The sequence below is a fragment of the Rhodanobacter sp. Root179 genome (genome assembly GCF_001428465.1).
Lineage (GTDB): Bacteria > Pseudomonadota > Gammaproteobacteria > Xanthomonadales > Rhodanobacteraceae > Rhodanobacter.
In genome coordinates this window covers 117,581-139,544 of the sequence record NZ_LMHR01000085.1, presented here as the reverse complement: position 1 = coordinate 139,544, position 21,964 = coordinate 117,581, and the positions used below count along the sequence as shown (strand labels likewise).

Genomic DNA, 21,964 nt, shown 5'->3' with positions numbered 1-21,964 from the left:
CCGGCGGGTGGCCGGCCACGGCCACCCGCCCCAAAGGCGGACCATCGCGCCCCTGAATGACCCCTTCAACGAATGCGGGCAAGTTGTCGCATAAATCCGTATAATCGACGGGTTAACCCTCTGATAACCCACGTGGTGGCTCCAAGCGCCACCCGAGTCGATCCCATGTCCATCGAAAATCTGCGCAATATCGCCATCGTCGCCCACGTCGACCACGGCAAGACCACCCTCGTCGATTGCCTGCTCAAACAGTCCGGCACGCTCAACGAGCGCACCGTGCTGGCCGAGCGCGTGATGGACTCGAACGACCAGGAAAAGGAGCGCGGCATCACCATCCTGGCGAAGAACACCGCCATCACCTGGCAGGGCAACCGCATCAACATCGTCGACACGCCGGGACATGCGGACTTCGGCGGCGAGGTGGAGCGCGTGCTGTCGATGGTCGACTCGGTGCTGATCCTGGTCGACGCGATGGATGGCCCGATGCCGCAGACTCGCTTCGTGACGCAGAAGGCGTTCGCGATGGGCTTCAAGCCGATCGTGGTGATCAACAAGGTCGACCGTCCCGGTTCGCGCCCCGAGTGGGTGGTGGAACAGGTCTGGGATCTGTTCGATCGGCTGGGTGCCACGCCGGAACAGATGGACTTCCCGATCGTCTACGCCTCTGCCCTGAACGGCTATGCCAGCCTCGACGAGAACGTGCGCGAAGGCGACATGACCCCGCTGTACGAAGCGATCATGCAGCACGTCAGCAAGCCGGACGTGGACCCGGAAGGCGCGTTCCAGATGCGCATCAGCCAACTCGACTACAGCAGTTTCGTCGGCGTGATCGGCATCGGCCGCATCCAGCGCGGCACCCTGAAAAAGGGCATGCCGGTCAGCGTGATCGACCGCCATGGCAAGAAGCGCCAGGGCAAGGTGATGCAGGTGCTGGGCTTCCTGGGCCTGGAGCGGATCGAGCAGGACAGCGCCGAGGCCGGTGACATCGTGGCCATCTCCGGCATCGCCGAGCTGACCATCTCCGACACCGTCTGCGCGCTGGACACCCCCGAAGCGCTGCCCGCGCTGACCGTCGACGAGCCGACCATCTCGATGACCTTCCAGGTCAACAACTCGCCGTTCGCCGGCAACAAGGACCTCTCCGGCGGCAAGTTCCTGACCAGCCGCCAGCTGCGCGACCGCCTGGAGCGCGAGCAGGTGCACAACGTGGCGCTGAAGGTCGAGGAAGGCTCGGACGCCGACAAGTTCCTGGTCTCCGGCCGCGGCGAACTGCACCTGTCGGTGCTGATCGAGAACATGCGTCGCGAAGGCTACGAGCTGGCCGTGTCGCGCCCGGAAGTCATCATCAAGGAAATCGACGGCCAGAAGATGGAGCCGATCGAACAGTTGGTGGTCGACGTGGAGGAGATCCACCAGGGTGCCGTGATGGAGCGCCTTGGCGTGCGCAAGGGCCAGCTGAAGAACATGGAGCCGGACGGCAAGGGTCGCGTGCGCCTGGATTACGAGATTCCGGCGCGCGGCCTGATCGGCTTCCAGAACCAGTTCAAGACCCTGACCCAGGGTTCGGGCCTGCTGTTCCACGTGTTCGACCATTACGGTCCGAAGGAAGACGGCCAGATCGCCAAGCGCCTCAACGGCGTGATGATCGCCAATGCCGGCGGCACCACCCCCGCCTACTCGCTGGGGCCGCTGCAAGATCGCGGCAAACTGTTCGCCGCCGAAGGCGACAACGTGTATGAAGGCCAGCTGGTCGGCATCCACGCCAAGGACAACGACCTCACCGTCAACGTGATCAAGCCGAAGCCGCTGACCAACATGCGCGCCTCCGGCAAGGACGACGCGATCCAGCTGACCCCGGCGATCAAGTTCACGCTGGAGCAGGCGCTGGACTTCATCGACGACGACGAGCTGGTCGAGATCACGCCGAAGGAAATCCGCCTGCGCAAGAAGCACCTCACCGAGAACGACCGCAAGCGCGCTTCGCGCGGTTGAGTTGCATCGTCAAGTGAGGGATTGAACAGAAGGCCGCCGCAAGGCGGCCTTCTGCATTCGTGCCCGCCGGAACCGGTACCTCAGGCCTTGCTGCCGCGCACCCGCAAACCGGGCCGTTGCCGCGCCAGCTTGCGCAGCAATTCGGCGAATGCCTGCAGGTCGTCGTGCCAAGGCGAGGCGTCGCGCCAGTACAGGGCGATCTCGCGGCCGCTCGCGGGGCCTTTCAAGGTCGCCAGCGCGATGTTCGGCATCGAGGCCAATCGTTCGCGGGCCAGCGCCGGCACCAGCGCGTAACCACCACGCAGGCTGACCAGGGCGGCCAGGCTTTCCAGGCTGACGTCCTGCACGTGACCGTGCTCGCTGCCTTCGCAATGCAGGCCGTCGGCGTGGCTCTCGGCCATCAGCGTGGCCTCGGCCGGGTCGAGCTGGGTCATCGCGATATCCTGCTGCCCGGCCAGAGGGTGGTCGGCGCGCAGCATCAGTTCCCACGGCTCGAAGAACAGCGGGCGTAATGCGATGCCGCTGACCGTCGCGGTCGGCGGCGCCAGCACCGCGTCGAGTTCGCCTTCGCTCAGGCGGCGCAGCAGGCCACGCGGCTTGCCCTCGGAGATGCCCAGCCGCGCACCGGGAAAATGCTGCGGGAACGGCGCGATCAGGTGCGGCAGCAGGTAAGGGCCCAGCGAGGCCGGTACGCCGAGGCGCAATTCGCCACCGAAGGCGACTTCGCCGGCGCGGGCGACCTGCTGCAGGTGCTCGCCCGCAGCCAGCACCGCGTCGATCTGCTGCAGCAGCCGCTGGCCGCCGGCGGTCGGCACGATCTTCCGCCCGCCGCGCTCGAACAACGGTGCACCCAGTGCTTGCTCCACCTTCTGCACCTGGTGCGACAACCCGGACGGACTGATGTGCATCGCCCGCGCCGCGCTGTTGAAACTGCCGTGGCGATGCACCGCCTGCACCAGCGCGAGGTCGCGCAGCGAGACAGCCGCCAGGCCCATCGAAATCATCGAATGCTGCATGTCATCAAAGGCGTTTGCTTGCGGTGATCATCGGGGCCATCCTGTGCGGTGAAGTGCGGCCACGCGCCGTTCGCGCAGTGTACTTGGCGGCATGAGCCAAAAGGCATCAAACCGGCCATGTCATCCCGTCCAGGTCGCTTGTCCAGTTCGCGGAGATGCGGGGTTTGCGCGATAATTGCGTTTTTTACCGGACTGGTGGACCCCACGCGCCGTCCGGCGTCGTTCAGTCATCCCAGCCGCAGGATTCAGCCAGGAGCTTCCCCATGAAAGATACCTTTTCCGCACGCGACATCCTCGAGGTCAACGGCAAGCAGTACGCCTTTGCCAGCCTGGCCAAGCTCGGCCAGCGCTTCGACCTGAAGCGGCTGCCGTACTCGATGAAGATCCTGCTGGAAAACCTGCTGCGCCACGAGGATGGCGTGGACGTGACCTCGAAGGAAATCGAAGCGGTCGCCAACTGGGACGCGAAGAAGGAGCCGGATACCGAAATCTCCTTCATGCCCGCACGCGTGCTGCTGCAGGACTTCACCGGCGTGCCGTGCGTGGTCGACCTGGCGGCGATGCGCGACGCGATGAAGGCACTGGGCGGCGACCCGACCCTGATCAACCCGCTGTCGCCGGCCGAGCTGGTCATCGACCACTCGGTGCAGGTTGACGTGTTCGGCAGCGAGGACGCGCTGGAAAAGAACGTCGCGATCGAATTCGAGCGCAACCAGGCCCGCTACAGCTTCCTGCGCTGGGGCCAGAAGGCGCTGGCCGACTTCAAGGTGGTGCCGCCGCGCACCGGCATCGTGCACCAGGTCAACCTGGAGCACCTGGCTCGCGTGGTGATGGCCAATGAAGTCGACGGCCAGCAGTGGGCCTACCCGGACACCGTGTTCGGCACCGACTCGCACACCACCATGGTCAATGGCCTGGGCGTGCTGGGCTGGGGCGTGGGTGGCATCGAGGCCGAGGCCGCGATGCTGGGCCAGCCCTCCTCCATGCTGATTCCGCAGGTGGTCGGCTTCAAGCTGTCCGGTCGCCTGCCCGAGGGCGCCACCGCCACCGACCTGGTGCTGACCGTCACGCAGATGCTGCGCAAGCAGGGCGTGGTCGGCAAGTTCGTCGAGTTCTTCGGCCCGGGCCTGCAGCACCTGGCACTGGCTGATCGCGCCACCATCGGCAACATGGCGCCGGAATACGGCGCCACCTGCGGCATCTTCCCGGTCGACGCGGAATCGCTGCGCTACCTGCGCCTGTCCGGTCGCAGCGACGAGCAGGTCGCCCTGGTCGAGGCATACGCCAAGGCCCAGGGCCTGTGGCACGACGAAAACAGCGTGCACGCCGACTTCAGCGCCACGCTGGAACTGGACCTGGCCGACGTGAAGCCGTCGATGGCCGGCCCGAAGCGCCCGCAGGATCGCGTGCTGCTGACCGACGTCAAGCAGAACTACAACGACAACCTCGGCGCCACCACTACCAAGCGCAACGGTGCCGAAGCCCGCTTCGCCAATGAAGGCGGCGACACCGCGGTCGGCCACGACCAGAGCCAGAACGCGCCGGGCCAGCACGTGTCGATGAACGGCCAGGACTTCCGCGTCGGCGACGGCTCGGTGGTGATCGCCGCGATCACCTCGTGCACCAACACCTCCAACCCCGCCGTGATGCTGGCCGCGGGCCTGGTCGCGAAGAAGGCCGCTACGCGTGGCCTGAAGGCCAAGCCGTGGGTGAAGACCTCGCTGGCGCCCGGTTCCAAGGTCGTTACCGACTATCTGGAAAAGACCGGCCTGCTGACCGAGCTCGAGAAGACCGGCTTCTACCTGGTCGGCTACGGCTGCACCACCTGCATCGGCAACTCCGGCCCGCTGCCGCAGGAAATCAGCCAGGCGATCAGCACCGGCGACCTCACCGTGGGCGCCGTGATTTCCGGCAACCGCAACTTCGAAGGCCGCGTGCACGCCGAGGTGAAGATGAACTACCTGGCCTCGCCGCCGCTGGTGGTCGCCTACGCGCTGGCCGGCTCGCTCGACATCAACCTCACCACCGAACCACTGGGCCAAGGTTCGGATGGCAAGGACGTGTTCCTCAAGGACGTGTGGCCGAGCAACCAGGAAATCAGCGACCTGCTGGCCAGCGCGGTCACCTCGGACATGTTCAAGAAGAACTACGCCGACGTGTTCAAGGGCGACGAGCGCTGGAGCGCGATCGCTTCGCCGGACGGTGCGCTGTACGCCTGGGACGAAGCGTCCACCTACATCAAGAACCCGCCCTACTTCGACGGCATGACCATGGAAGTGGGCAAGGTCGAGGACATCCACGCCGCGCGTTGCCTGGGCCTGTTCGCCGACTCGATCACCACCGACCACATCTCGCCGGCCGGTTCGATCAAGAAGGATTCGCCTGCCGGCCGCTTCCTGATCTCGCGTGGCGTGCAGCCGATCGACTTCAACTCCTACGGCTCGCGTCGCGGCAACGACGACGTGATGGTGCGCGGCACGTTTGCCAACATCCGCATCAAGAACCAGATGCTGGATGGCGTCGAAGGCGGCTTCACCCGCCATGTGCCCAGCGGCGAACAGCTGGCGATCTACGACGCGGCGATGAAGTACAAGGAAGCGGGCACTCCGCTGGTGGTCATCGCCGGCAAGGAATACGGCACCGGTTCATCGCGTGACTGGGCGGCCAAGGGCACCTTGCTGCTGGGCGTGAAGGCCGTGATCACCGAAAGCTTCGAGCGCATCCACCGCTCCAACCTGGTCGGCATGGGCGTGCTGCCGCTGCAGTTCAAGGATGGCGAAAGCGCCAAGTCGCTGGGCCTGACCGGCAACGAAAGTTTCGACATCACCGGTCTGGACAACGGCAATGCCCGCGAGGCCACGGTAGTGGCTACCGCCGCCGACGGCAGCAAGAAGCAGTTCAACGTGCACGTGATGCTGCTGACCCCGAAGGAGCGTGACTTCTTCCGTCACGGCGGCATCCTGCAGTACGTGTTGCGTCAGCTGGCGGGCAAGAAGGCCGCCTGAGTCCAGGCGTGACTTTCTGCAACAGCAAGACCGCCCCGGATTCCGGGGCGGCTTTGCATCAGCTCACCGAAAGATCGTCAGAGCGCATGCTTCCAGCTTGCCGTGTAACAACGCCATTCGCCCTCTTCCTGGCGCCATGCCGATTCGACCTGGTACAGACCCATCTGGTCTGGCAGCAACTTGCCGCCACTGGTCAGGGTGACCGTGAACGTGGCCACCATGCGCTCGCCACGCCGCTCGATCGAGACTGGCCCCATGGTCACGCCGACGTGCTCCCCGCGCAGCGCCAGCAGGCGGACCATCGACGTCAGGCTGCGTCGGTCCAGTGCACCGTCATTGCCCTCGAAGTCCTCGCTGATCGGCTCGCCGAGATCGCCGGCGGAACCCGCCTCCGCCGCCTGGGCGACGGCCGCAATCGCCGCCCTCACCCACGCCTCGTCGGAGTCGTGTCGACAGGCCACCAGGGTCAGCGCGAACACCACGCAGGCAAGCCATCGGCAAAGCATGTTTTTCGTCATCATCATCGGGCTACTCGTTGCAGTGCGGCTTGCCGCTGTACGCGGGCGTATGCTCAAATCACCTGACGCATGATCCATGATGGATGCAAAGCCGATCCTGATTCCATCATCTGATCCATCGTCCTCGACCAACAGGGAATTCCAAGCATGAGCAATGAGCGTCCGTGGCTGGAGCAGTATCCAGCCGGCGTGTCCGGGCAGATCGACGTCAGTCAGTACGCTTCGGTTCCTGCGGTGCTGGAAGAGGCCTTCGCCGCCTTCAGTGATCGCCCGGCGTTCGCCAGCTTCGGCCGCCAGCTCAGCTATGGCCAGATCGATGCGATGAGTCGCCAGTTCGCCGGTTACCTCACCGGCGTGCTCAAGCTGGGCAAGGGCGATCGCATCGCCATCATGATGCCCAACGTGCTGCAGTATCCGATCGCCCTGTTTGGCGCCTTGCGCGCGGGCCTGATCGTGGTCAACACCAATCCGATGTACACCGCGCGGGAACTGAAACACCAGCTGGTGGACTCCGGCGCGAAGGCCATCCTGGTGCTGGACAACTTCGCCCACACCCTGCAGCAGGTGGTGGCGGAAACCGGCGTACGGCATGTCATCACCACCGGCATCGGCGACCTGCTCGGCTTCCCCAAGGGTGCGCTGATCAACTTCGTGCTGAAGCACGTGAAGAAGATGGTCCCGGCCTACGATCTGCCGCAGGCCGTGCGCTTCCGTGATGCCCTGGCTCGCGGCGCAGCGCACCCGTTGCAGAGCGTCACGCTGGAGCACGGCGACATCGCGTTCCTGCAGTACACCGGCGGCACCACCGGCGTGGCCAAGGGCGCCATGCTCACCCACGGCAACATGATCGCGAACATGCTGCAGGCCAGCGAATGGATTGGAGGCAGCGCCAAGCCCGGCGAAGAGGTGATCATCACCGCCCTGCCGCTGTATCACATCTTCTCGCTGACCGCGAACGGCCTGGTCTTCATGCGCCTTGGCGGATTGAACTGGCTGATCACCAATCCGCGTGACATGCCGGGATTCGTGAAGGAACTTCGCAAGTCCGGTTTCACCGCGTTGACCGGCGTCAACACGCTGTTCAATGGCCTGCTCAACACGCCCGGCTTCGCCGAGCTGGATTTCTCGAAGCTGCACCTCACCCTCGGCGGCGGCATGGCCGTGCAACGTGCCGTGGCCGAACGCTGGAAGAAGACCACCGGCTGCACCCTGGCCGAGGCTTATGGCCTGACCGAGACCTCGCCGGCGGTCTGCATCAACCCGCTGGACCTGAAGCAATACAACGGCTCGATCGGCCTGCCCGTGCCGTCGACCGATGTCGCCATCTGGTCCGAGGAAGGCCAGCCGCTGCCCGCCGGCGAAGTCGGTGAACTGATGGTGCGCGGTCCGCAAGTGATGAAGGGCTACTGGCAGCGCCCGGAAGAGACGGCCAACGTGCTTGGTGCGGATGGTTGGCTGCACACCGGCGACATCGCCAGGATGGACGAGCACGGCTACTTCTACATCGTCGACCGCAAGAAGGACATGATCCTGGTGTCCGGCTTCAACGTGTACCCGAACGAGGTCGAAGACGTGGTGATGGAGCACCCGGGCGTGCTCGAGGTCGCCGCCGTCGGGGTTCCCGATGAACATTCGGGCGAAGTGGTGAAACTGTTCGTGGTGCGCAAGGACCCGCAATTGACCGAGGAAGCGCTCAAGCAGTTCTGCCACGACCGCCTCACCGGCTACAAGCGGCCGCGCCAGATCGAATTCCGCACCGAACTGCCCAAGAGCAACGTGGGCAAGATTCTCCGCCGCGAATTGCGCGACGAGAAGAAACCCGCCGCCTGATTCCTGCTTCGCGAACAGAAACGCCCGCCTGGATCAGGCGGGCGTTGTCGTTTGCGCCATGCGTGGGGATGCGGCGCGGGTCAGCCGTCCTTCCAGTATTCGAGGATGTCGGCGTAGCCGCCCAGCAGGTTCCACAGCGGGACCTGCTTGTCCTCGGGAATGCGGCTGTAGGAAAAGCCGATGTGATGGTCGGAAATGCGGGCGACCGCAGCCTCCAGGTGAATGTGCAGGTTGTGACCGAAGATCATGTCGAGCACCCAGCTCTGGCCCACGTCTCCCGACCACCCCAGCGGGCGCCGCAGCAATGCGCCGGTCGCCGATATGTCCACCAGTTCGGTCGGGTGCGACTCGCCATGACGACTCATCAGCACCGTCGTCTCGATCTGCATGCGCGCCGGACGCAACTGCTCCGGTCCGCCTTGTCCATTCTTGTCGGTCACCATCAACTCCACCATCCGTTTGTGCTTGCGCCTGCTGTTGCTCTTGTTTTCCGCAAACGCTGTTTCACCTTCTTCCTGAAATCGTCGTGTCGCTCCCTGTGGGACGATGCAACCGCCAGCGATTGCACCAGTCGAGCTGTTGGAAAGCAACCAACGTGCCAGTCCGTCCCCTGGTTTATCCCACCACCGCCAGCAGCCCTGATGCTCGGGGAAAAACGGCGCGGACCAGCGAGCCAACGCCACCGCGCGGCGTTCTTCCGCTGCGCCGCGCCCAGGCATCCTCGGTCGCGTCTTCCGCCACCTGCCGACGAGGGCGTCAGCCCTGACGCAAGCTGACCGCAAGTCGACGCATTAGGTCACATGGCGCCCTCGCCTTCCCGTACAACCCGCTTCGAAGGCACAATCCGGATATTGTGCCTGCCTGCGGCCGTGATGCGAAGCTGCCACCTTGCAGTCCGGCCTTCCTCGTTCCATCAGTCATGTCTGCCTGCGCTGGACTTGAAGCCGGCCAGCCGCTACTCTTGGCCCACGCATGGCACCACGGAAACTGCTCGCCGAGCGACAGCGGCGCACCTTGGCTTCCATTCGATGGCTTTCGACCCGACCGGTGAACTGGCGCGATGTGATTCCGCCGTCATCGGCTAGGCGCACCTGCCGTGGCTGACAACCCGCAGTTGGCGCGATTGGTCGCTGGCGACCTGCCTGACCGAACCACGAACGCGTGGCTTCATCATGCCCGTCGTGACGAGTGCGTACGCCACGCCTCGATTTGTATGGTTTTGACGAATGCAGCACCCGGGAATGCCGCCTTACCGCCGTGTTCCGAGTACGGACATCCGCATGCCGTGACGGCATGTGAATGACTCCGATCCCGTAGAACGCACTGCCAGCCGCCGAAAGCGGCCCCATGACATGCATTGATGAGCACTGAGCCCGTCGTCGAGCCGCAGAGTCCGGTACCTGCAACGCAGGACGCCTTCGCGTCGGTGCCGCAGCAGCAGGAAATGCCGCTGGCCATCGTGCGCGGCGAACCGATGCTGCAGATGCCGCAGGATCTGTACATCCCGCCGGATGCACTGGAAGTCATCCTGGAGTCGTTCGAGGGTCCGCTGGACTTGCTGCTGTACCTGATCCGCCGGCAGAACCTGGACATCCTGGACATCCCGGTTGCCGAGATCACCCGGCAGTACATGAGTTACATCGAGCTGATGCGCGATGTCATGCGGCTGGAACTGGCCGCCGAATACCTGCTGATGGCCGCGATCCTGGCCGAGATCAAGTCGCGGCTGCTGCTGCCGCGACCGCCGACCGAGGAAGGGCTGGAAGAGGATCCCCGCGCCGAACTGGTACGGCGATTGCAGGAGTACGAACGATTCAAGCGGGCCGCCGAGGACATCGAGGCGCTGCCGCGACAGGAACGCGACAGCGTGGTGGTCCACGCCGATGTGGGTGAGCGCAACGTCATCAAGTTGCCGCCGCCACTGGAGCTGACCGAGCTGTTGCTGGCACTGAAGGACGTGATGCACCGGGCCGAACTGTTCGGGCACCACGCGATCAAGCGCGAGGCGCTCAGCGTGCGCCAGCGCATGGGCGAATTGCTGAGCCGGCTCGACGACAGCAGCTTCCACCGCTTCGAGAGCCTGTTCGACATCAGCGAGGGACGGCTCGGCATCGTGGTGACCTTCCTGGCGATGCTGGAGCTGGCCAAGGAAATGCTGGTCGAGATCGTCCAGGAGGAACCGCTGGCGCCGATCTACGTGAAGGCGAAAGCGAGCCACATCGAGGAAGCCGCCGAATTGCCGCTGGATGCGGCACAGGACGGCGAACCGGCCGTGATCGAGGCATCCGGCGAATGAACGACACCCTTTGAACGACAGCGACCGAAACGGCATCCGACCCAAGGTTATGCAGATCGAGCAACTCAAATCCATCATCGAGGCCGCCCTGCTGGCCTCCACCCAGCCAATGACCGTGCAGCAGCTGGGCGACCTGTTCGTCGAGGCTGACGAGGTCACGCGCGAGCTGATCGCCCGGGCGCTGGAGTCGCTGGCCGGGGACTGTGACGGCCGCGGCGTCGAGCTGAAGGAAGTGGCGTCGGGGTTCCGCTACCAGGTACGCCAGGACGTGCATCCGTGGATCTCGCGGATGTGGACCGAGCGACCCAGCCGCTATTCACGTGCGCTGCTGGAAACGCTGGCGCTGATCGCCTACCGCCAGCCGATCACCCGGCCCGAGATCGAGCAGATCCGTGGCGTGGTGGTGTCCTCCAACATCATCAAGACGATGGAAGAGCGCGAGTGGATTCGCGTGGTGGGCTACCGCGACGTGCCCGGCAAGCCGGCGCTGTTCGGCACCACCCGCGCCTTTCTCGACTACTTCAACCTGAAATCGCTGGACCAGTTGCCGCCGCTGTCGGAAATCCGCGACATGGAAGACCCGCAGATGCGCTTCGAGCCCGAACCCCTGCCCGCCCGCGTCGCACGCGACCTGCCGATCGACCCGGACGAGGAAATGCCGGACGACAGCAGCCCGGACAACGACGGCGCGATCGACGACGAACACGAACACCCGGTATCCGCCGACGTCGCGGATACCGATCACAGCGACACCACGGCCGACGCCGATGCGCCGACCACGACACCCGAGGCCGTCGAGCCTGGCCCCGAATCGGGCCCACTTGCCGACCAACCGATTGCCACTGCCGACGAGGCAGCGAACCCCGCCGCGGATGCCGACACCGGCACCGCCAGCCAAGATACCGAGGAGTACCGCGCATGACTGCGCCGCAAAAATCCGTTTTGTCCCTGAAGCGCGAACCACGCATCGACACCGACGCACCCGCGCTGGAAGAGCGCCTGCACAAGGTGCTGGCGAACGCCGGCCTGGGCTCGCGCCGCATGCTGGAGCAACGCATCCAGTCCGGCGAAGTCGAGCTCAACGGCGCCCCCGCCGAGATCGGCATGAGCGTGAAGGCCGGTGACCGCGTGGTCATGGACGGCAAGCAGTTCGTCGTGGCCACCGACAGCCGCGACGACGCCGAGGTGCTGATCTACCACAAGCCCGAAGGCGTGCTGACCACCCGCGACGATCCCGATGGCCGCCCCAACGTGTTCGAACAGCTGCCGCGCCTGAAGGGTGCGCGCTGGGTCGCCGTGGGTCGCCTCGACATCAACACCACCGGCCTGCTGCTGCTGACCACCGACGGCGAACTGGCCAACGGCCTGATGCATCCCAAGAGCGGCCTCGAGCGCGAATACCTGTGCCGCGTGCATGGCGAAGTGCCCGACGAGATCATCGAGCGGCTGAAGGCCGGCGTGGAGCTGGAAGACGGTCCCGCCCGCTTCGACGAGATCGCCGTGATCAGCCGCGGTGGCAGCCACAGCTGGTTCCGCGTGGTGATCCGCGAAGGCCGCAACCGCGAAGTGCGCCGGCTGTGGGACTCGCAGGGTTTCCTGGTCAGCCGCCTGAAGCGCATCCGCTACGGCAAGATCGAACTGCCGCGCAACCTGCGTCGTGGCGAGTGCGAAGCGCTGGACGCCGAAAGCGTCAAGCAGCTGCGCCAGACCACCGGCCTGGGTGCGGCGCAGCCGGTGCTCACGCTGAGTCCGGTGCTGCACCAGCGTCGCGCCAGCCGCAGCGTCACCGAATATCGTCCCGAACGCGGCGCCAGCACGGCCTGGACCGGCGGCCAGGACGAAGCACGCGAACTGCGCGCCTACGACCGCATTCGCGAGGAACCGGTCCGCGGCCGCAAGCCGCCGCGGCGTGACGGCCGGGAAGTGAACGGCAACGTGGCGCGCCCCGAACGTGGCGCGGGCGGTGGTGCCCGAGGCGGCAAGAGTCGCCGTGTAGCGCCGGGGCAGGAACTGCCCTCGGTGCGCACCTGGTTCGCCGGCGAAAGTCGCGAAGGCGTTGCCGGTCGTCCCGGCGCACCCCGCGGCAATGCCGGTGCCCCGGGCAATCGTCGCCCGGCCGGTGGCAAGCCGTTCGGCGCACGTTCCGCGGGCGAAGGCCGCAGCGCCGGCGCCGCCGGTCCGTACAGCGGTTTTGGCGGCGAATCACGGGGCAACAGCGCAGGAGGCAATCGCGCTCCGGGCAATCGTGGTCCGCGTCCGCAGGGACAAGGACAGGGACAGGCCCAGGGCAACCGTTCGCATGGCAACCAGGCTCGCCCGCAAGGACAGGGTGGCAATCGCCCCCAGGGTTCCGGTCGACCGCAGGGTCAGGGCGGCAACCGTCCGCATGGCGGCGCGCGGCCCGCGGGCTCCGGCGGTGGACGTCCGCCAGGCCGCGGCGGCAACCGTTCGGGCAATCGCTGAGGCCTGACCGATGGTGCGGATCTATCACAACAGCCGCTGTTCGAAATCGCGCGCCACGCTGGCGCTGCTGCAGGAACGCGGCGCCGACGTCGAGGTGGTCAACTACCTCGACACGCCGCCGACGGCCGCCGAGCTTTCGACCTTGCTGCAGCAACTGGGGATGACGCCACGCCAGTTGCTGCGCCAGGGCGAGGACGATTACCAGACCCTGGGCCTGGACAACCCCTCGCTCGACGACCAGGCCCTGATCGCCGCGATGGTCGCGCATCCGAAACTGATCGAGCGACCGATCGTGGTCGCCAACGGCAAGGCGGCGCTCGGCCGTCCGCCCGAGGCCGTGCTGGCGATACTCTGAACCCGTCACCGACCCATCGACAAAAGCCGCCTTCGAGGCGGCTTTTTGTTGCCAGGCGAACGACGATGCGACGCGTCGGTCAACCCGGGTCGAGCGAGAACGCGTCGGCATCCATCCATGCCGGGAAGCGTTCGCGATGGGCCAGCAGCGGTGCCGGATCCAGCGTGATCGTCACCACCTGTTCCTGCGCGCCCAGTTCCACCAGCGGTTCGCCGACCGGATCGAGTATCGCGCTGTCGCCGGCATACGGGATCTCGTTGCCGTCCACGCCAACCCGGTTCACGCCGACCACGTAGCTGAGGTTCTCGATCGCGCGGGCGCGCAGCAAGGTGCGCCACGGCTGCCGGCGCGGTGACGGCCAGTTCGCCACGAACACGGCCAGGTCGTAGTCCATGCCGCCGGTGGCAGACGCCAGCCGGCGGTTGCGCAGCCACACCGGGAAGCGCAGGTCGTAGCAGACCTGCGGCAGGATGCGCCAACCCTTCAGCTCCACGACCAGCCGCTCGTTGCCACCGCCGTAGCGGGTGTGCTCACCGGCCATGCGGAACAGGTGGCGCTTGTCGTACTGCTGGAAGCTGCCATCCGGCTGCATCCACAACAGGCGGTTGTAGACCACGCCGTCCTCGCGGATCGCCAGGCTGCCGCAGATCACCGCGCCGACCTCGATCGCCAGCGCGCGCAGCCAGGCCACGCCCTCGCCGTCCATGCTGTCGGCGCTGGCCTGGATGTCGTTGCTGAAACCGGACAGGAAGGTCTCCGGCAGCACGATCAGGTCGCTGCCTCTGGCCTGGCGTACCAGTGCGCCGTAGTAGTCGCGGTTCGCCGGCGCGTCGTGCCAGCGGGTGGCGCCCTGCACCAGTGAAACCCGCAGTGGTTGCATGCTCATAGCTTGCACAGGCGTTCCGCCGCCGCTTCCATGGTGGCGTCGCTCTTGGCATAACACAGGCGCAGCAATCGCGTTCCCGGCGCCTGTTCGTAGAACGGCGTCAGCGGGATCGCCGCCACCCCGCCCTGCTCGACCAGCCAGCGGCTGAAGCTGAGGTCGTCCTCGTCGCGGATCGCCGAGTAGTCGACCAGCTGGAAATAGCCGCCCGGCACGTCGAGCAGCTTGAACCGCGAAGGCGCCAGCAGTGCACGGAAACGGTCGCGCTTGGCCTGATAGAACGCCGGCAATTCCAGGTAATGCTGCGGCGTGCTGGCCATGAATTCGGCGAACGCCACCTGCGCCGGATGGAAGGTGCAGAAGGTGAGGTATTGATGCACCTTGCGGAACTCGGCGCTCAGCGCGGCTGGCGCCACCGCGTAGCCGACCTTCCAGCCGGTGCAGTGATAGGTCTTGCCGAAGGAGGACACCACGAAGCTGCGCTCGGCCAGTTCCGGATGGCGCAGCACGCTTTCGTGCTGGGCGCCGTCGTAGACGATGTGCTCGTAGACCTCGTCGGACAACACCACGATCTCCGTGTCGCGCACGATCGCCGCCAGTTCGTCCAGATCCGCCGCAGACAACACCGCACCGGACGGGTTGTGCGGCGTGTTGATCATGATCATGCGGGTCTTCGGCGTCACCGCCTCGCGCACGCGCTGCCAGTCGATCGAGAACGCCGGCACGGTCAGCGGGATGTGCACCGCACGCGCGCCCTGCAGGTCGATCGCCGGCTCGTAGCAGTCGTAGGCCGGATCGAACACGATCACTTCATCGCCCGCGCGCACCGTGGCGGCGATTGCCGCGAAGATCGCCTCGGTGGCGCCGGAGGTCACCGTGATGTCGGTATCGATGTTGAGCTTGCGGCCATACAGGCGTTCGGTCTTCAGGGCGATCTGCTCGCGCAGCGCCGCGGTGCCGTGCATCGGCGCGTACTGGTTGCGGCCGTCATTCATCGCGTGGTTCAGCGCGTCGCGCAATGCCTGCGGCGGCTCGAAGTCGGGAAAACCCTGGCCCAGGTTCACCGCCTTGTGCTCCAGCGCCAGCTGGCTCATCACGCTGAAGATGGTGGTGCCGACTTTCGGAAGCTTGGTTTCGATCATTGTCATTCGGCCGTATGGATGTCCATAAAGGTTCAAGCGTAGCGCATCAGGACTTCGGCAGCGCATCGAGTGGGCGCTGCTTGCACTGTTCGTGCTTGAGCAGGGTGGTGACCGGCAGGCGCTCGGCCAGGAAATCCACCAGCGCCCGCACGCCGGGCAGCATGCCGCGCCGGCTGGGGTAGACGAAATGCATGGTGCCCTCGGGCATGCTCCAGTCCGGCAGCACCACTTCGAGATCACCCGCCGTGATCGCCGGCGCGCAGACGAACTCCGGCAGCAGTGCCACGCCCATGCCGCGGCGGGCGGCTTCCAGCAACACGGCGAAATCGCCGGTGATCAGGCGTGCATGCACCTCCACGTTGACCTGGGCGCCGCCTGCGTCAGTCAGCTCCCACGTCTGCGCGCCCTCGTGCTCGCGCATCGACAACGCCGGCAGCCTGGCCAGTTCGTCCGGGGAGGTCGGTCGCCCCTGCGCCTTCAGCAGTGCCGGACTGGCCACCAGCTTGGTGCGGGAGTTGCCAAAACTGCGCACCACCAGGTTCGCATCGGTATCCAGCTTGTTGCGCACGCGGATCGCCAGGTCGTAGCCCTCGCCGATCACGTCGACCCGGCGATCGCTGGAAAGCAGGCGCACCTGCATCTTCGGATACTGCGCCAGGAAGTCGGGCAGCAGGTAGGCCAGCACCGTCTGGGTCAGGGACACCGGGCAACTCAGGCGCACCACGCCGCGCGGCTCGGCGCGCAACTCGTCCACTGCGTCCTGCGCCGCCTGCGCCTCTTCCAGCACGGCGCGGCAATGCGCATAGAAGCGCTCGCCCACCTCGGTCACCACGAAACGCCGGGTGGTCCGCTGCAACAGGCGCACGCCGAGCCGTTCCTCCAGCTGCGCGACCCGCTTGCTGAGACGCGACTTCGGCACACCCAGGGCGCGGCCGGCGGCGGAGAAGCCGGCGTGCTCCACCACGGCGGCAAAGAAGTAAAGGTCGTTGAGGTCCTGCAGGGCGCCGCTCAATACGGTCATCGTCGTTTCCATTTGGGGACGATTGATCAGAAAGGACACATCCACCGTCAGATTGTTCCGAATATATCCGCTTTGCATCGACGGTCAATCAAGTCGCGACCGTTTGCACGCGGTGGAAAAAACGGGCCGGGACAGACACACTGGAGCTTCGCCCACCCGTCATCGGACCCCACCCATGATCCGTTCGCTCCGTTTTTCCCTGCTGGCCCTGCTGGTGCTGGCACCGGTGGCTTCGGCCGCCGACCTGCTGGTCAGCAACGTCAACGGCTACACCCTCGACAGCCATGGCAAGCTGCAGCATTTCCAGGCCTTGCTGGTGGACCAGGGCAAGGTCGTCGCCACCGGCACCAGCGCCGACCTGATCAAGCGCGCCGGTGGCGCGAAGGTCGTCGACGGCCACGGCCGGACCCTGCTGCCGGGGCTGATCGACGCTCACGGTCACGTGCTCGAACTCGGCTACGCCCGCAACAGCGTGGATCTCAGCACCACGAAATCGCTGGACGAAGCGCTGGCGAAAGTGAAGGCGTACGCGGCGGCCCATCCCGACGCGACCTGGATACGCGGCGGCGGCTGGAACCAGGAAATCTGGAAGCTGGGGCGTTTCCCCACTGCGAAAGAGCTTGATGCCGTGGTGTCCGACCGACCGGTATGGCTGAGCCGCATCGATGGCCATGCCGCATGGGCTAACTCGGCGGCGATCAAGCTGGCCGGCGTCAGCAAGACCACCCGGGACCCCAGCGGCGGACGCATCGAGCGCGACGCCCACGGCAACCCGTCCGGTGTCTTCGTCGATGGCGCCGTGGACCTGGTCAACGCCGTGGTGCCTGCGTTGACGCAGAAGGACCGGATCGAGGCGCTGGACACCGCGCTGGCCGAGATGGCCAGCGTCGGGCTTACCGGCGTCAGCGATGCGGGCATCGATCTGGAGAACTACCAGCTGTATCGGCAGTACGCCGACGCGCACAAGCTCACCGCGCGCATTTACGCGATGATCCGCGACACCGGCGAGGCCTTCGACGCGATCAGCAAGGACGGCCCGCTGATCGGCTACGGCAACGACTTCCTCACCGTACGCTCGGTTAAGCTGTTCGCCGACGGCGCACTGGGCAGCCGCGGCGCGGCAATGCTGAAGCCCTACTCCGACGATCCGCACAACAGCGGCCTGCTGTTCCTGTCGCCGGCGGTGATGACTTCGAAGATCGAGAAGGCCTTCGGCAAGGGCTACCAGGTCGGCATCCATGCCATCGGCGACCACGCCAACCGCGAGGTGCTGGACAGCTTCGCCGCCGCCTACAAGACCCATCCGGATGCGGTGGCCCTGCGCAACCGCGTCGAACATGCGCAGATCGTTTCGCTGCAGGACATCCCGCGCTTCGTGAGCCTGCACCTGATCGCCTCGATGCAGCCCACCCATGCCACCTCGGACATGAACATGGCCGAGGACCGGATCGGCCACGAGCGCATCAAGGGTGCCTATGCCTGGCAGCGTTTCCTCAAGCAGGGCACCGTGATCGCCGCCGGCTCGGACTTCCCCGTGGAATCGCCCGATCCGTTCTACGGGTTGTATTCGGCGGTGACCCGCGAGGACCATCAGGGTCAGCCCCCGGGTGGCTGGTACCCGCAGCAGGACCTGAGCCTGACCGAGGCCCTGCGTGCTTTCACCCTGGACGCGGCCTACGCCGAGCATGCCGAGAAGACCCTGGGCACGTTGGAACCGGGCAAGTGGGCCGACTTCATCCTGATCGATCACGACGTGATGAAGGACCCTTCCAGCAAGATCTGGAACACGAAGGTCTTGCAGACCTGGGTCGGCGGCAAGCAGGTCTACGTCGCCAGGGACTGACCATCGGCCCGCAAGGGCCGGCATCCGTGCCTGCCCTTGCCGTGGTGGCGCTCAGATCGTCGAGGTCTTGCCGCCATCCATCGGGATGATGGCGCCGGTGACATAACTGGCCCGCGCCGAGGCGAGGAAAACCGCGACATCGGCAATCTCGGCGGGCTCGGCCATGCGCCCCAGTGGAATGCCGGCCAGCTGACTTGCCAGCAGCGCCTCGCGCGCTTGCCCGCTCGCCCGCACCGCGGCGTCCAGTCCTTCGTCGACGCGGCCGGTACGGGTTATCCCCGGATTGATCGCATTCACCCGCACGCCCCTGCCGGCGTAGGCATTGGCATAGCCCACGGTGGCCAGCATCAGGGCGGCGTTCGCCGAACCGCCGCCGATGTGCTGCGGATTGGCCTGGCGACCGCCCTGCCCGATCACGTTGACGATGCTTCCCGTGCCACGCGCCGCCATTGCACGAATCACCGGATCGATCGCGTGCATGTAGCTGAGGTACTTCGCCTGCATCGCCGCGAGCACGGCGGTCGCGTCCAGTTCGTCCGGCGGCGTGCGCCGGGCGGCGCCCGCGCAATTGACCAGCACGTCGATGGGCCCGTGGTCGTTGACGATGCGTTCCATCACCAGTTGCGCCGCCACGCTGTCCTTGAGATCTGCCGGGTCGACATCCATGGCCAGGCCCAGCGACGCCAGTTGCTCCTGCGCGACACGCAGGTTGGCCGGATCGCGGGAAACGCCGATCACGCTGGCGCCTTCGCGGGCGAAGGCGATCGCACAAGCCAGTCCGATGCCCTTGCTCGCGCCGGTGATGACGACGATGCGACCAGCCAGTTCAAGATCCACGTTCACCTCCGGATTGACGCCAGGTATTGAAGCATGAAGCCCGCGCAGCGCGGGCCAACGGCGCAACCGTCTCCGCTGGATGGACCTGATACCCCTGCACGGACGATCCGGCGCCCCCTGCCATCAGTCATGTTGCCAATTTGCATCCAGCCTATTGACGGTTCAAAACTCGGTGTTATAGTTCACTACAACACCACCCAACGAGGTCACTAAGGAGGCCCGTCATGAAAGCGCACAACCTGATCGCCAGCGCCGCCGCCGTCCTGCTCACCGTCGCGAGCCTGAGCGTCGTCAACTACAACGTCGACAGCCAGCCGGCCGCAGCTGCCCAGCAGGGCGCCGCCCGCGTCACCAACCTGGCACCGGTCCAGGTTCGCCCCAGCGCAGCGGAAATGCGCAGCGCGGCCCTGCTGCCCGGGAACGACACCGCCACCATCGCCACGATGTCGGTGCTGGGCAACCTGGGCGAGTCCGACGGCGCCGGGCAATTCAGCCTGCTCGGGTCGCAACTGGCCATGCCCTACTATTCGTTCGGCAACAAATTCGGTCGCATCAGCAAGGAATAAGACATGACCATTACCTGGAACGACAGCGTCCCGATCTATCGCCAACTGCACCAGCGTGTCGTGGCGATGATCCTGGACGGCGCCTTGAACGAGGGCGACCCGCTGCCGTCGGTACGCCAGGTGGCAGCGGAATACCAGATCAATCCGCTGACGGTATCCAAGGCATACCAGGAACTGGTCGACGAACAACTGGTTGAGAAACGGAGGGGCTTGGGCATGTTCGTCATTGAAGGCGCTCGCGAGGCGCTGCTGAAATCGGAACGCGAGCGCTTCCTGCGCGAAGAGTGGCCGGCGCTGTTTGCACGGCTGCAGCGGATGGGGCTGGATCTCAAGACACTGCTGCGCGAAGCCGCCACGGACAAGGAGGAAGGATCATGAGCGCGGTAATCACGGCCAACGGCCTGACCAAGCGGTACAAGTCGGCGCTGGCGCTGGACAACACCAGCTTCCAGATCGAGCCCGGCCGCATCGTGGGCCTGATCGGTCCCAACGGCGCCGGCAAGACCACCGCGCTGAAGGCCATCCTGGGACTGACCGACTTCAGCGGCGAGCTGAACGTGCTGGGTTTCGACCCGCGCAAGCAGCGCGACAAGCTGATGGGCGAAGTCTGCTTCATCGCCGACGTGGCCGTGCTGCCGCGCTGGATCAAGGTGAGCCAGGCGATCGACTTCGTCGCCAACGTGCATCCGCGCTTCGACCGCAAGAAGTGCGAGGCCTTTCTGGCCCGCACCAAGCTGCAGCCCGACCAGCGCGTGCGGCAGATGTCCAAGGGCATGATCGTGCAGCTGCACCTGGCGCTGGTGATGGCGATCGACGCCCGCCTGCTGATCCTGGACGAACCCACGCTGGGCCTGGACATCCTCTACCGCAAGCAGTTCTACCAGAACCTGCTGGAAGACTACTTCGACGAGAACAAGACGATCATCGTCACCACCCACCAGGTCGAGGAAGTCGAACACATCCTCACCGACCTGATGTTCATCCGCGATGGCAGGATCGTGCTGGATGCGGACATGGACGCGGTGGGCGAACGCTTCATCGAGGTGATGGTGGGCGCCGACAAGGCCGATGCGGCCCGGGCATTGAAGCCCATCGACGAACGCCAGGTCTTTGGCAAGAGCATTTTTCTGTTTGACGGCGCGAACCGCGCGGTGCTGGAACAGCTGGGCGAAACCCGCCGGCCGTCCATCAGCGACCTGTTCGTCGCCACCATGAAGGGAACCTACGCATGAAAACCTTCTACTGGCTGGTAAAGCGCGAATTCTGGGAACACCGGGGCGGCTTCTTCTGGGCGCCGATCATCACCGGCGGCATCTTCCTGCTGCTGAACATCATGGGCATCATCACCGCCGAGGTGCTCGGCGCCCGCCAGGGCATCAGCTTCGGCGCCAGCGGCGGTCTGCGCAAGGTGATCGAGGGTATGGACGCCGGCGACATGAGCAAGGTCGGGTTCGCCCTGGACATCGCGATGTACTCGGCGATGGGATTGCTGATCGTGGTGCTCGGCTTCGTGGTGTTCTTCTACTGCCTCGGCGCGCTGTACGACGATCGCCGTGACCGCAGCATCCTGTTCTGGAAATCGCTGCCGATCTCCGACGCCAGCACCGTGTTGTCCAAGGTCGTCAGCGCCACCGTCGTCGCGCCCATCATGGCCGTGATCGTGGGCATCATCGTGGGCATGCTGCAACTGCTGATCGTGGCGATCACGCTGTCCTTCCACGGCGTCAACGTGTGGCAGCTGCTGGTACTGGCGCACCCGTTCAAGGTCATGTTCAACCTGATCGGCTACATCCCGCTGTATGTGTTGTGGGCTGCCCCGGCGGTAGGCTGGTTGCTGATCTGTTCGGCCTGGGCACGCAGCAAGCCGTTCCTGTGGGCGGTGGCACTGCCGGTCGGCGCCGGTCTGCTGGTGAGCTGGTTCGGCATCATGGGCCTGTTCAACCTGCCGGCCACCTGGTTCTGGAAGAACATCGTGCAGCGCGCCCTGTTCAGCGTGTTCCCCGGCACCGGCAGCATCTTCAGCGCGGACAGCGACAACATGGTCAGCCACGTCACCGGCAACGGCAGCGACGTCCTGGACCTGGTCAACACCTGGCACCTGGCAGCCTCGCCGAACCTGTGGATCGGTGTGGTGATCGGCGCCGCCCTGCTGGCCGGTGCGACCTGGTTCCGCCGCTGGCGCGACGACAGCTGACCC

The 21,964-nt window shown here is 65.7% G+C and carries 19 protein-coding genes; 12 read left to right on the top strand and 7 right to left on the bottom strand.

From position 1 onward, the window contains the following. Window positions 1-165: 165 nt before the first annotated feature. Window positions 166-1,992 carry a translational GTPase TypA gene (typA, locus tag ASD82_RS13830; RefSeq protein ID WP_056718397.1) on the top strand — a complete coding sequence of 609 codons (1,827 nt, stop codon included), beginning with the start codon at window positions 166-168 and terminating at the stop codon, window positions 1,990-1,992. Window positions 1,993-2,072: 80 nt separating this feature from the next. Here the strand turns inward: typA and ASD82_RS13825 are convergent, their stop codons facing one another. Next, window positions 2,073-3,008, bottom strand: coding sequence for a LysR family transcriptional regulator (locus ASD82_RS13825; protein ID WP_056718396.1), 936 nt, complete (start codon window positions 3,006-3,008; stop codon window positions 2,073-2,075). Window positions 3,009-3,271: 263 nt separating this feature from the next. On the opposite strand from ASD82_RS13825, the gene acnA reads away from it, so the two are divergent. After that, window positions 3,272-6,013, top strand: a complete 2,742-nt coding sequence (gene acnA / locus ASD82_RS13820) for an aconitate hydratase AcnA (RefSeq protein ID WP_056718395.1) — start codon at window positions 3,272-3,274, stop codon at window positions 6,011-6,013. A 77-nt stretch (window positions 6,014-6,090) separates the two neighbouring features. On the opposite strand, the gene ASD82_RS13815 is transcribed toward acnA, so the two are convergent. Further along, window positions 6,091-6,537 carry a hypothetical protein gene (locus tag ASD82_RS13815; protein ID WP_056718394.1) on the bottom strand — a complete coding sequence of 149 codons (447 nt, stop codon included), beginning with the start codon at window positions 6,535-6,537 and terminating at the stop codon, window positions 6,091-6,093. Window positions 6,538-6,678: 141 nt separating this feature from the next. Between ASD82_RS13815 and ASD82_RS13810 the strand changes: the two genes are divergently transcribed. Next, window positions 6,679-8,361 carry a long-chain-fatty-acid--CoA ligase gene (locus ASD82_RS13810; protein WP_056718393.1) on the top strand — a complete coding sequence of 561 codons (1,683 nt, stop codon included), beginning with the start codon at window positions 6,679-6,681 and terminating at the stop codon, window positions 8,359-8,361. Window positions 8,362-8,441: 80 nt separating this feature from the next. Here the strand turns inward: ASD82_RS13810 and ASD82_RS13805 are convergent, their stop codons facing one another. Next, window positions 8,442-8,804, bottom strand: coding sequence for a PilZ domain-containing protein (locus ASD82_RS13805; protein WP_056718406.1), 363 nt, complete (start codon window positions 8,802-8,804; stop codon window positions 8,442-8,444). A gap of 1,001 nt (window positions 8,805-9,805) precedes the next feature. Here ASD82_RS13805 and ASD82_RS13800 point away from each other — a divergent pair. The 4 genes from ASD82_RS13800 to arsC are packed head-to-tail and all read left to right on the top strand — an operon-like array spanning window position 9,806 to window position 13,475. Beyond that, a complete protein-coding gene (locus tag ASD82_RS13800; protein WP_235577764.1) occupies window positions 9,806-10,657 on the top strand; it encodes a ScpA family protein in 852 nt (283 codons plus the stop codon). Window positions 10,658-10,706: 49 nt separating this feature from the next. Further along, entirely contained in the window at window positions 10,707-11,579 is an 873-nt protein-coding gene (scpB, locus tag ASD82_RS13795; protein ID WP_056718391.1) for an SMC-Scp complex subunit ScpB, read from the top strand. Beyond that, the gene (locus tag ASD82_RS13790; RefSeq protein ID WP_056718390.1) at window positions 11,576-13,120 is read left to right on the top strand and encodes a pseudouridine synthase; all 1,545 of its coding nucleotides are present in this window, start codon (window positions 11,576-11,578) and stop codon (window positions 13,118-13,120) included. The genes scpB and ASD82_RS13790 overlap by 4 nt, the downstream gene beginning before the upstream one ends. 10 nt (window positions 13,121-13,130) lie before the next feature. Next, entirely contained in the window at window positions 13,131-13,475 is a 345-nt protein-coding gene (gene arsC, locus ASD82_RS13785; RefSeq protein WP_056718389.1) for an arsenate reductase (glutaredoxin), read from the top strand. Between the two features lie 79 nt (window positions 13,476-13,554). On the opposite strand, the gene ASD82_RS13780 is transcribed toward arsC, so the two are convergent. The 3 genes from ASD82_RS13780 to ASD82_RS13770 are packed head-to-tail and all read right to left on the bottom strand — an operon-like array spanning window position 13,555 to window position 16,521. Next, window positions 13,555-14,355 carry an amidohydrolase gene (locus ASD82_RS13780; RefSeq protein ID WP_200950312.1) on the bottom strand — a complete coding sequence of 267 codons (801 nt, stop codon included), beginning with the start codon at window positions 14,353-14,355 and terminating at the stop codon, window positions 13,555-13,557. 2 nt (window positions 14,356-14,357) lie between these two features. Continuing rightward, window positions 14,358-15,500: a pyridoxal phosphate-dependent aminotransferase gene (locus ASD82_RS13775; RefSeq protein WP_056718387.1), complete on the bottom strand. Its 1,143-nt coding sequence runs from the start codon at window positions 15,498-15,500 to the stop codon at window positions 14,358-14,360. A gap of 46 nt (window positions 15,501-15,546) precedes the next feature. Beyond that, window positions 15,547-16,521: a LysR substrate-binding domain-containing protein gene (locus tag ASD82_RS13770; RefSeq protein WP_056718405.1), complete on the bottom strand. Its 975-nt coding sequence runs from the start codon at window positions 16,519-16,521 to the stop codon at window positions 15,547-15,549. A gap of 175 nt (window positions 16,522-16,696) precedes the next feature. On the opposite strand from ASD82_RS13770, the gene ASD82_RS13765 reads away from it, so the two are divergent. After that, a complete protein-coding gene (locus tag ASD82_RS13765; protein WP_056718386.1) occupies window positions 16,697-18,364 on the top strand; it encodes an amidohydrolase in 1,668 nt (555 codons plus the stop codon). A gap of 51 nt (window positions 18,365-18,415) precedes the next feature. Here ASD82_RS13765 and ASD82_RS13760 read toward each other — a convergent pair whose 3' ends face one another. After that, on the bottom strand, window positions 18,416-19,201 hold the full coding sequence (locus tag ASD82_RS13760) for an SDR family oxidoreductase (RefSeq protein ID WP_056718404.1): 786 nt from the start codon (window positions 19,199-19,201) through the stop codon (window positions 18,416-18,418). A 224-nt stretch (window positions 19,202-19,425) separates the two neighbouring features. Between ASD82_RS13760 and ASD82_RS13755 the strand changes: the two genes are divergently transcribed. Genes ASD82_RS13755 through ASD82_RS13740 form a run of 4 tightly spaced genes read left to right on the top strand, consistent with a single transcriptional unit; the run spans window position 19,426 to window position 21,961 of the window. Further along, complete coding sequence (locus tag ASD82_RS13755; protein ID WP_056718385.1) at window positions 19,426-19,767, top strand: hypothetical protein; 342 nt, start codon at window positions 19,426-19,428, stop codon at window positions 19,765-19,767. A gap of 3 nt (window positions 19,768-19,770) precedes the next feature. Next, window positions 19,771-20,145, top strand: coding sequence for a GntR family transcriptional regulator (locus ASD82_RS13750; RefSeq protein ID WP_007809080.1), 375 nt, complete (start codon window positions 19,771-19,773; stop codon window positions 20,143-20,145). Beyond that, on the top strand, window positions 20,142-20,999 hold the full coding sequence (locus ASD82_RS13745; RefSeq protein ID WP_007809082.1) for an ABC transporter ATP-binding protein: 858 nt from the start codon (window positions 20,142-20,144) through the stop codon (window positions 20,997-20,999). The genes ASD82_RS13750 and ASD82_RS13745 overlap by 4 nt, the downstream gene beginning before the upstream one ends. Then, entirely contained in the window at window positions 20,996-21,961 is a 966-nt protein-coding gene (locus ASD82_RS13740; protein ID WP_056718384.1) for a hypothetical protein, read from the top strand. The genes ASD82_RS13745 and ASD82_RS13740 overlap by 4 nt, the downstream gene beginning before the upstream one ends. Window positions 21,962-21,964 lie beyond the last annotated feature (3 nt).

What these genes read in the sequence shown, in the direction of transcription:
- ASD82_RS13745 (WP_007809082.1), top strand. Translation starts at nt 20,142, where the DNA reads ATGAGCGCGGTAATCACGGCCAACGGCCTGACCAAGCGGTACAAGTCG.
- ASD82_RS13755 (WP_056718385.1), top strand. Translation starts at nt 19,426, where the DNA reads ATGAAAGCGCACAACCTGATCGCCAGCGCCGCCGCCGTCCTGCTCACC.
- ASD82_RS13815 (WP_056718394.1), bottom strand. Translation starts at nt 6,537, where the DNA reads ATGATGATGACGAAAAACATGCTTTGCCGATGGCTTGCCTGCGTGGTG.
- typA (WP_056718397.1), top strand. Translation starts at nt 166, where the DNA reads ATGTCCATCGAAAATCTGCGCAATATCGCCATCGTCGCCCACGTCGAC.
- ASD82_RS13775 (WP_056718387.1), bottom strand. Translation starts at nt 15,500, where the DNA reads ATGATCGAAACCAAGCTTCCGAAAGTCGGCACCACCATCTTCAGCGTG.
- ASD82_RS13750 (WP_007809080.1), top strand. Translation starts at nt 19,771, where the DNA reads ATGACCATTACCTGGAACGACAGCGTCCCGATCTATCGCCAACTGCAC.
- scpB (WP_056718391.1), top strand. Translation starts at nt 10,707, where the DNA reads ATGCAGATCGAGCAACTCAAATCCATCATCGAGGCCGCCCTGCTGGCC.
- ASD82_RS13740 (WP_056718384.1), top strand. Translation starts at nt 20,996, where the DNA reads ATGAAAACCTTCTACTGGCTGGTAAAGCGCGAATTCTGGGAACACCGG.
- arsC (WP_056718389.1), top strand. Translation starts at nt 13,131, where the DNA reads ATGGTGCGGATCTATCACAACAGCCGCTGTTCGAAATCGCGCGCCACG.
- ASD82_RS13770 (WP_056718405.1), bottom strand. Translation starts at nt 16,521, where the DNA reads ATGACCGTATTGAGCGGCGCCCTGCAGGACCTCAACGACCTTTACTTC.
- ASD82_RS13765 (WP_056718386.1), top strand. Translation starts at nt 16,697, where the DNA reads ATGATCCGTTCGCTCCGTTTTTCCCTGCTGGCCCTGCTGGTGCTGGCA.
- ASD82_RS13780 (WP_200950312.1), bottom strand. Translation starts at nt 14,355, where the DNA reads ATGCAACCACTGCGGGTTTCACTGGTGCAGGGCGCCACCCGCTGGCAC.
- ASD82_RS13790 (WP_056718390.1), top strand. Translation starts at nt 11,576, where the DNA reads ATGACTGCGCCGCAAAAATCCGTTTTGTCCCTGAAGCGCGAACCACGC.
- ASD82_RS13805 (WP_056718406.1), bottom strand. Translation starts at nt 8,804, where the DNA reads ATGGTGACCGACAAGAATGGACAAGGCGGACCGGAGCAGTTGCGTCCG.
- ASD82_RS13825 (WP_056718396.1), bottom strand. Translation starts at nt 3,008, where the DNA reads ATGCAGCATTCGATGATTTCGATGGGCCTGGCGGCTGTCTCGCTGCGC.
- ASD82_RS13800 (WP_235577764.1), top strand. Translation starts at nt 9,806, where the DNA reads ATGCCGCTGGCCATCGTGCGCGGCGAACCGATGCTGCAGATGCCGCAG.
- ASD82_RS13810 (WP_056718393.1), top strand. Translation starts at nt 6,679, where the DNA reads ATGAGCAATGAGCGTCCGTGGCTGGAGCAGTATCCAGCCGGCGTGTCC.
- acnA (WP_056718395.1), top strand. Translation starts at nt 3,272, where the DNA reads ATGAAAGATACCTTTTCCGCACGCGACATCCTCGAGGTCAACGGCAAG.